The following is an 8,540-nucleotide window of genomic DNA, read 5'->3' as shown; positions in this document are numbered from 1 at the left end:
TCACGCTGCCTGTATCGCTGTCGCCAGTTTCTAGCGTGATTTCTGAGTCGTCTTCAACCGGCGTAACCCCAACATCAACCGTGATTGTATCTGTACCGCCCTGACCGTCATCAACCACTACAGTAAAGCTATCGCTGCCGTTATAGTTCTCGTCTGGGGTGTATGTCCAATTACCATTTTCGTCAACGACTACCGAGCCATTCGATGGCTCTGTGCCTTTGCTAAACGTTAATTGGTCGTTATCCGCGTCTGTTGCAGTGAGTGAGCCACTTACTGGAGCATCTTCATCCGTGGTGACTGAGACATCTTCACCGACAGGTAAGTCATTGACTGGAGTAACGCCGACATTGACGGTTATGGTGTCCGTGCCACCTTGGCCATCGGAGACAACAACCGTAAAGCTATCATCACCGTTGTAGTTTTCATTAGGTGTGTAGGTCCAGTCACCGTTTTCATCGACAACAACAGTTCCGTTTGAGGGATCAGTGGCTTTGGTGAAAGACAGAGAGTCACCGTCTTCGTCTGAAGCTGAAAGGGTTCCGTTTACTGGAGTATCTTCATCGGTTGTAAATGAGAGAGTTTCGCCGACAGGAGAGTTATTATTATCAACAAAGGTAGGTTCGTTGTTAAAAGATCGAAAAGCATCGAGAAGGCTCAGGCTTTGAGTACGAGACATGCCTAGCGCTTCAAACCCCGTAGTGATGAACTCAGTACCAGGGATTGTTTCTTCGCCATCACGCTCAATAGTTCCGCTAGTCCCTAAACTCGAGCCATTTTGACCGGCAGCTGTCGCAAACTCTTCACCGAGTTCAGCGGGGTCTTGGCCTTCTTCTAATGCAGCAAAAATATCAGCGATATCTTGGTCAAGTTCGACCTCCCCAGCTTCGGGTGAAAAACGCTTCGCTGATACTTCCGGAGTATTAGGGGCATTTAGGGATTCAAGAATGACATCCCCCGATTGCAATGGCTGGCCGTCTTCTAGGACTTTAATTGTACCATCTACCGAAATAACAATGCGCTGGCCAAGTGCTAATGCACCGCTCACATTCAATACTGTCATGTCCATATAAACCCCTAAAACCCATTTTCAATCAAAACGTCAAAATAGTGACATTGTATTTATAATATTAGACAAAATATAACACCTAACACCATATAATTCATAGTTATGAATGCATATTTTAACAAGGTCATATACACCATGATGACAACGGTCACACACATCAATATCGAAAGCGCTCTCAAATTCCACATAAGTTATTGTGCTAAAGAAAAATAATTGACATATTAATAGGGTTCAAAGTGCATCAAAACATCACAATACGCACAGCGATCGGTTAACAACTTTACAACTATTTACGAGCGCCAATTGTAGCGATCGTGAATTTTTTGGCGGTTCATCTGAATTTTGTATATTATCGTGCAAAATTAAGACTCAGGTGTGATTCATTTTGGAGAGATGCAAATTGAACAGGATTCAAACGACGACCATAGGGCTAGCTTTAGCACTGACCTTTCCAGCTACAGCACAAACCTTAGAGCAAGCTGTCGCTTCTACGTTGGAAAGCAACCCTGAAATCAAAAGTGCTTATAACGAATATATCAGTAAGCGTTATCTTAACGACGCTTCTGGTGGTGCTTATCGACCAAGTATAGACTTAGATGGTGGGATTGGTTATGAACATACTGATCTTGTAACCAATCAAGACACCACCGACCTGACTAGAAAAGAAGCAACGATCACCTTGACCCAGTTAATATGGGATGGTGCTAATACATCCAACGATATCGACCGTACTGCCGCTGATGCAGAGTCTGTGCGCTATCAACTACTATCTAACGCGCAAGATATCGCTTTAGAAGTCACAAAGGTTTATCTTGATGCAGTGAAAGCCTACGAAGTGCTTTCTCTGTCTGAAAACAACCTAGCGACGCACAAAGAGATATATAACGACATTCGTAAGCGCGTGGAATCAGGTATTGGTTCAACCGCAGATATGTCACAAGTTGAAGCTCGTATTGCGAAAGCGCACGGGAATTTGCTAGCTGCTCAAAACAACCTTTTTGATACACACACACAGTTTAAAAGACTTGTTGGTCAATCTCCGTTAGGGTTAACTTTCCCTCGCGCAGATGCGGGCGCGATTCCTTATACGGTTGATGGTGCGTTGGCAAAAGCGTTTAACCAGCATCCAGTCATCAAGATTGCGCAAGCCGATGTTGACTCAGCCAAATTCCAATACAAACAATCCAAAAGCACCAACTACCCGACTGTTTCTTTTGAAGCTGCCCAAACTTGGCGTGATGATGCCGGTGGCACTCCTGGAAGCAGTGACGAGTTTTCTGCGATGGTTCGTTTAAGATACAACCTTTACAATGGTGGTTCGGATCAAGATCGTGCAGAGAGTGCAGCTTACCAACTCAACAAAGCCAAAGACCTTCGCGAAAGCACTTATCGCAATGTTGAGGAGAGTCTGCGTCTTTCATGGAGCGCACTTGATTTAACGGTTCAGCAAAAAGAGTTTCTATCTGACCACGTAGACTCGGCATCAGACACGGTTATCTCATATGAGAAACAATACCGCATCGGTAAACGTACTCTTCTCGACTTGCTTAACACCGAGAATGAATTATTCGAAGCTCGTAAAGGCTATTTAGATGCTAAGTATGACGAGCAATACGCAAAATATCGCGTAATGAACGCAACTGGTAACCTACTCATCGGTTTACGAGTTGAGATCCCAGAAGAATGGAATGAAAAGGTGGAATATTAATGAAGCTTACCAACACAGTATTATCGCTTTGCTTCATGGTTGTATCTGCCAATGCTTTAGCTGAAAACAGCGAGGACGAATTCGAATATCGATCTCTTCCGCCTGTTACTCAAATTTACGATCTTCAAGATGATGATAATGACGGTGTAATCAACGCGAGAGATTTATGTCCCGATACGCAAATTGGTGCTGAGATCGATAACGACGGTTGTGGATCATATTTCGAGTCATCGGAAAAGAAAGAGCTGCATATACTCTTCGCTAATAATTCCACGGAAATAAACCCTGTCTTTCTAGGGCAGATACGCCAAATGGCTGCGTTTTTGAAGCGCTACGAGAGCACAAGCATTGAATTGCAAGGTTATGCCAGTAAAGTAGGTAATGCGGCACACAACCTAAAGCTTTCGAAAGAACGTGCATCGCATGTAAGGCGTGCGCTTATCAGCAACGGTATTCAGCCATCTAGAGTCAACATCGTCGGTCATGGCGATTCTGAATTCAGCAGCGATGACACTCAAATCAATCACGCACTGCATCGAAAAGTTGTTGCTTCCGTTGTTGGGTTTAAGGGTAATATCAAAGAAGAATGGCACATCTTCACCAAAATCAAAAAGTAGGTGTTACTCTGCTTTTTCCATACTGAAACGTTATCTTAAGTTAACGTTTCAGTATGGTGATAATTCCTTGAATAGCATATACCTAAGCCGTCTATAATGTTAATCTTGCCACGTTATCAACATAGAGAATTAATCCATGAGCAAACTAACAGCTGATACTCAAGCAAATCTAGAACTTTTCGTTTCTGAAACACAAGAAACTAAACTGGTATGGGGCCTTCGCAACGAAGAAGGTTGGCTAGCATGTGACTCAAGTGAATTCGAAAACAGCGAAGTGATGCCATTCTGGTCTTCAAAAGAAGATGCTCAAACTCACAACGTTGAAGAGTGGGCTGACTTCGAAGTATTAGAAATTCCACTAGATATCTTTGTAGAAGATTGGTTACTGACTCTTGCTGAAGACGGCGTTCTTGTTGGTACTAACTGGAATGCAACATTAGAAGGCAAAGAGCTTGAGCCTTCTGACCTAGCGAAATTATACATCTAATTTCCGATATCGGTCGCGCGAATCGTGCGACCGATATACCTCTGATTAGTATCAACAAATTAGAGACCTACCTCGCATAACCTCGTAGCTGTACCTTTCAAAATTTGAAGCAACATCAAACTAATAATAGAATATCGTTCTTTATCTGATTGATCGTCTCTTGTGAATCACTTCGTTTTTGTTACCTTTCTACTACTCATTAGCTTTTGTTCTTATAGCCAAGTATCAACGTCAGATCGTGACCACTATTCACCAGTCTATACCTCCAATTTAAGCTCTACTCCAAATGCTGATTGGAACGCACTTTATCTCTCTACTTTAAACCACTCTCCTGAGCGCGCATTAAACATGCTGCAAACACGCTACATCGGGTCAACGGATTACGGAGATAAGCTTTACCTTGCGTCTCTTCTGTATCAATACATGAGCCACCGAGATCAGCCGTTCTACGGAATCGCTTCAAACGACAATGACTACCAAGCGATAGAAACAGCGTTTATTTCTGCTCTGAGGAAAGACGGCAAAGGCCAATATGAACAAGCACAACAAGGCTTTCTAACACTTTTGGCGAAAATGCAATCTCGCAGTGATTTAACTGGTAAAGCCTTACTAAAGTACCAGCTATGCCGATCGCTTAACGAGCAAGCTAAATACCACCAAGCGAACTATTACTGCTCTGCCCTTCAGTCAGATTTACATGACATCGCTGACCCTGTATTACCAAAATTCGGGACTTATCGAGTCATCGCGAACAATCATCATTTCCGCAGTGACTATCAAGCTGCACTAGACACCTACCTATCACTAATAAACGTGTTTCCACAAGGGCATGATATTTCAGGGGTTTACAACGATGTGGGTAACTTGCTCAAAGAATTAAAGCAATATGAAAAATCGGCGGAGTATCTAGAGCAAGCTCTCATTCTCAGAGTAAACGCTTCAGATTTAATGAAAGCACAAGTGCATCACAGCCTTGCGGATCTCTACCTTAACCAAGAGCAAAGTGAACTAGCAATTCATCACTTTCAGACAGCAAGAACACTGTTGAGCTCATCGTCACATAGCTACGGTATCGCACTAACAAATCTTGGCTTAGGAAAAGCGTACACTCAAACGAAAAACTATGATGTGGCGAGAACCTACCTAATCGAGTCTCTTTCAGCTTCGAGCGAACTGAGCAATGATGTTATTCGCATCAATGCTTACTTGGCGATCAGCGATATGTTCGAAGAACAGAAACTGCCAACTGAAGCGCTCAACTATGCTCAACAAGCGCTAGAATTAGCAGAACAGGTCACAAGGCACAAATACATCGCGCAGTCACTTCTTCAGCTTTCTGATATTCATCAATCACTCAGCGATTACCAACAAGCTTTCTATTTCTACCAGCGATACTCGTCAATACAAATGGAAGCTAGAGATATCGACAATCGACTCGCACTCGAAGCGCTCGGCCTGACGCACGCCAAATATGAACAAGAACTAGAAAGCTCTTTCCTGACACATCAGACGAAACTCGACCGCGTTCAAATTGAAAAAATGGAACATCAAAGATGGATGTACAACATCGTTGTTATTCTGTTGCTTTGCGCTGCAAGCTTCACGGTATTGATAAACAAAACGGTTCGCGCAAAAGCAGCAATTGATGGCTTAACGAAAGCATATAGCCGAACTGAGATAATTCGAAGAATCAAAAGAGTGAAACGCTGTAAAGGGACGGACAAACAGCATGTGCTCGTGCTGCTCGATCTAGATAAGTTTAAGAAGATTAATGATGAGCATGGGCACCCTACTGGTGATCGGGCACTGGTCCATATTAGTGATCAAATTAGAAAACACTTAGTGAATGGTGAATTGTTTGGTCGCTTAGGGGGTGAAGAATTTGTCATCATGTTAACCGATACCCCACCAGCAGAGGTACGAGAACGCGTTGAAGAGTTGCACTACGCCATTTCAAGCACTGTCTTTTTATCAGAAAGCAAAAAGTCACTTAATGTGACCGCGAGTTTTGCTTATCTAGCAACCTCAAACGCATTAAGTGACTTTGATGACTTGTATTCAGTGCTCGACCAAGCACTCTATCAAGCCAAAAGCAACGGCCGAAACTGCATTATTGATGCATATAACGAACCGATTGATTTACCTGAAATTATTTATTCTCAGCCTGTTTGCGAACCAACTCAGCCATGATGCTTTCGCGATCACCGAGGTAATCGTTAAGGCCAACTTTACGCAGTTCACATGCCGGACAATCGCCACAGCCATCACCAACAATGCCGTTGTAACAAGTCAGTGTTTTGTTTCTAACAAGTTCAAGTGCTGAGTACTGGTCTGCTAGCGCCCATGTCTCAGCCTTGTTTAACCACATTAGCGGTGTTTTGATATCAAGCTGCTTGTCCATACCTTGTACAAGTGCAGAGTTCATCGCCTTCACAAAGTCATTACGACAATCAGGGTAACCAGAAAAGTCTGTTTCACACACACCTGTAATCACGGTTTCAGCACCGATTTGGTAAGCGTAAATACCCGCTAGAGTCAGAAATAGAATATTACGACCAGGAACGAATGAATTCGGCAGCCCATTCTCTTGCAGCTCATGAGACACAGGAATATCGTCACGAGTCAAAGAGCTGATAGCCAGTTCATTCAACAGAGTCACATCCATCACTTTGTGCGCTTTCACACCAAGCTCTTTCGACAATGACTCAGCAACTTCAATCTCGAGTCTATGGCGCTGACCATAATCAAACGTAATCGCATGAACTTCATCATACTCTTTTAATGCTTGAACAAGACACGTTGTTGAGTCTTGACCACCACTGAATACTACCACTGCTTTTTTCATCTTAAATCCTTACGAGAACCTTCTACTAGCGACTTATCTTGCCCAGTAAAAATACAACCTATGCGATGCTCAAATATTTGTGAGTTTGTATTGATAAGCGCCAATTGCGCTCAATGCAGGTATCAATACAAAGCTGAGTAGCGCGGTCTTTTTGGCTGATTGGTTGCAGAGCGATAACAGTGTCGTTAGGAACTGCTGCTCGCTCCAATAAACCGTCAAGTTGTTCGATGTCTTTGCTTGTACCTACTGGATGCTTAATTTCGTTAGCACGTTGCAAGGCGCTATCTAAGATTTCCAGTTTCGCTTTCATCGCCACTTTCGGTGACACCGTAACCCAAGTGTCCGGTGTGGCTTTAACTTCTGATGTTCCGCTAGTCTCAATCTGACAGCGACAACCGTGCTGCTCAAACGCTTCAGTAAGAGGAACAAGATCATAAATGCATGGCTCACCACCAGTAATCACAATGTGCTTAGCAGTGTAACCTTGCTTGATATATTCATTCACGATTCCTTGAGCATCGATTGCTGACCAAGTAGGTGAATCTTCTGTCTTAACCATAATATCGCCAAGGCTGGTTTCCTCTTCTGGCAACGCTTCCCAGGTCTGCTTGGTATCACACCAAGAACAGCCCACTGGGCAAATTTGCAGACGAACAAAAACAGCGGGAACGCCAGTAAACACGCCCTCACCCTGAATGGTTTCAAACATTTCATTAATCTTGTACAACTTTCCCTCAGCTCAATCATTTGATGAAATTAATCAACCGCAGACCTTAAAGCACTTCCCCCTTTTGGTCAAACAAATGAGTACTGATAAATGAGTTGATCAAAGCCCTAGCCTGAACTTTCAAGTTCCCTTATCCTTTCGCCCATAGATTTCGTTAGCTTTTAATTTTTTAGTAAGGAACAACATGTACAAACTGATTGCTCTTGATATGGATGGCACACTACTCAACAGTGAAAAAGTGATTTCTCAAGAGAACAAAGACGCAATCGCCAAAGCACGAGCTGCAGGTGTGAAAGTGGTTCTCGCTTCTGGTCGCCCTTTAGAAGGCATGCAAAGCAAATTAGATGAGCTTTCGATTGACGGCGAGGATGACTTTGTACTCTTCTATAACGGCTCTATGGTTCAGAACGTATCAACAAAAGAGATCATTCACAGTGAGATCAGCAACGGTAAAGCCGCAAAAGAGATTGCTGCCCTCGCTGAACAGCTTGGTGGTTATGTCCATGCTTTCAGCAAGATCCACGGCTTAATCACACCTGAGAACAATGAGTACACTGGTATTGAAGCGCGTATTAATGGCTTAGATATAACCGAGTTCGACTTTTCTCAACTAGAAGATGACCACGAAATCATCAAAACTATGATTGTCGCTGAACCAAGCAAGCTGACTGAAATCATCGGTAAGTTGCCACAAGAGCTTAAGACTCAGTTTACTATCGTACAAAGTGCACCATTCTTCTTAGAGTTCCTAAACCCGAAATCAAACAAGGGTGTCGGTATTGAAGCGATAGCGAAACACTTAGGCATTAAAGCGGAAGAAGTCATCTGCATGGGTGATGCTGAAAACGATCACCATATGCTTGAATACGCAGGCCTTGGCATTGCAATGGAAAACGCAATGGAAGAAACCAAGAAACTGGCGGATCACATCACAGCTAGCAACGACGACCATGGTGTAGCGGTCGCGATTGAGAAGTTTATCTTCAACTCATAAACGCTCAACAGGTTCTAATAAGAATTACTTTTTGCTTGTTTCAGAATCGAGTAGGAGGAGGCCTCACGGCCTCCGTCCTCTCACACCACCGTACAA

The 8,540-nt window shown here is 43.4% G+C and carries 8 protein-coding genes; 5 read left to right on the top strand and 3 right to left on the bottom strand.

The window, feature by feature from the left end:
• The coding region (locus AB6F11_RS16320) for an Ig-like domain-containing protein (RefSeq protein ID WP_372130629.1) at positions 1–1,066 on the bottom strand (1,066 nt) is incomplete at its 3' end.
• Between the two features lie 442 nt (positions 1,067–1,508).
• Between AB6F11_RS16320 and AB6F11_RS16315 the strand changes: the two genes are divergently transcribed.
• The 4 genes from AB6F11_RS16315 (at position 1,509) to AB6F11_RS16300 (ending at position 6,068) form a co-directional block, all read left to right on the top strand.
• Positions 1,509–2,774, top strand: coding sequence for a TolC family outer membrane protein (locus AB6F11_RS16315; protein WP_102394665.1), 1,266 nt, complete (start codon positions 1,509–1,511; stop codon positions 2,772–2,774).
• Positions 2,774–3,391: an OmpA family protein gene (locus tag AB6F11_RS16310; RefSeq protein ID WP_102394663.1), complete on the top strand. Its 618-nt coding sequence runs from the start codon at positions 2,774–2,776 to the stop codon at positions 3,389–3,391. The genes AB6F11_RS16315 and AB6F11_RS16310 overlap by 1 nt, the downstream gene beginning before the upstream one ends.
• A 136-nt stretch (positions 3,392–3,527) precedes the next feature.
• Positions 3,528–3,878: a DUF2750 domain-containing protein gene (locus AB6F11_RS16305; protein ID WP_017062305.1), complete on the top strand. Its 351-nt coding sequence runs from the start codon at positions 3,528–3,530 to the stop codon at positions 3,876–3,878.
• 162 nt (positions 3,879–4,040) lie between these two features.
• On the top strand, positions 4,041–6,068 hold the full coding sequence (locus AB6F11_RS16300; protein WP_102394664.1) for a diguanylate cyclase: 2,028 nt from the start codon (positions 4,041–4,043) through the stop codon (positions 6,066–6,068).
• On the opposite strand, the gene queC is transcribed toward AB6F11_RS16300, so the two are convergent.
• Both queC and queE read right to left on the bottom strand, forming a co-directional pair.
• The gene (gene queC, locus AB6F11_RS16295) at positions 6,028–6,723 is read right to left on the bottom strand and encodes a 7-cyano-7-deazaguanine synthase QueC (RefSeq protein WP_017063822.1); all 696 of its coding nucleotides are present in this window, start codon (positions 6,721–6,723) and stop codon (positions 6,028–6,030) included. The genes AB6F11_RS16300 and queC overlap by 41 nt on opposite strands.
• 58 nt (positions 6,724–6,781) lie before the next feature.
• Entirely contained in the window at positions 6,782–7,450 is a 669-nt protein-coding gene (queE, locus tag AB6F11_RS16290) for a 7-carboxy-7-deazaguanine synthase QueE (protein ID WP_346762947.1), read from the bottom strand.
• A gap of 184 nt (positions 7,451–7,634) precedes the next feature.
• On the opposite strand from queE, the gene AB6F11_RS16285 reads away from it, so the two are divergent.
• On the top strand, positions 7,635–8,444 hold the full coding sequence (locus tag AB6F11_RS16285) for a Cof-type HAD-IIB family hydrolase (RefSeq protein ID WP_048615105.1): 810 nt from the start codon (positions 7,635–7,637) through the stop codon (positions 8,442–8,444).
• Positions 8,445–8,540 lie beyond the last annotated feature (96 nt).

The organism is Vibrio sp. 10N.247.311.14 (genome assembly GCF_041467715.1).
GTDB classification, from domain to species: domain Bacteria; phylum Pseudomonadota; class Gammaproteobacteria; order Enterobacterales; family Vibrionaceae; genus Vibrio; species Vibrio crassostreae_C.
Note: the sequence above shows the minus strand (reverse complement) of the source record. Positions and strands in the feature narration are given on the sequence as shown.

Bases quoted from the DNA above. Each gene is read 5' to 3' on its own strand.
- AB6F11_RS16310 (WP_102394663.1), top strand. From the start codon at position 2,774: ATGAAGCTTACCAACACAGTATTATCGCTTTGCTTCATGGTTGTATCT.
- AB6F11_RS16305 (WP_017062305.1), top strand. From the start codon at position 3,528: ATGAGCAAACTAACAGCTGATACTCAAGCAAATCTAGAACTTTTCGTT.
- queC (WP_017063822.1), bottom strand. From the start codon at position 6,723: ATGAAAAAAGCAGTGGTAGTATTCAGTGGTGGTCAAGACTCAACAACG.
- AB6F11_RS16285 (WP_048615105.1), top strand. From the start codon at position 7,635: ATGTACAAACTGATTGCTCTTGATATGGATGGCACACTACTCAACAGT.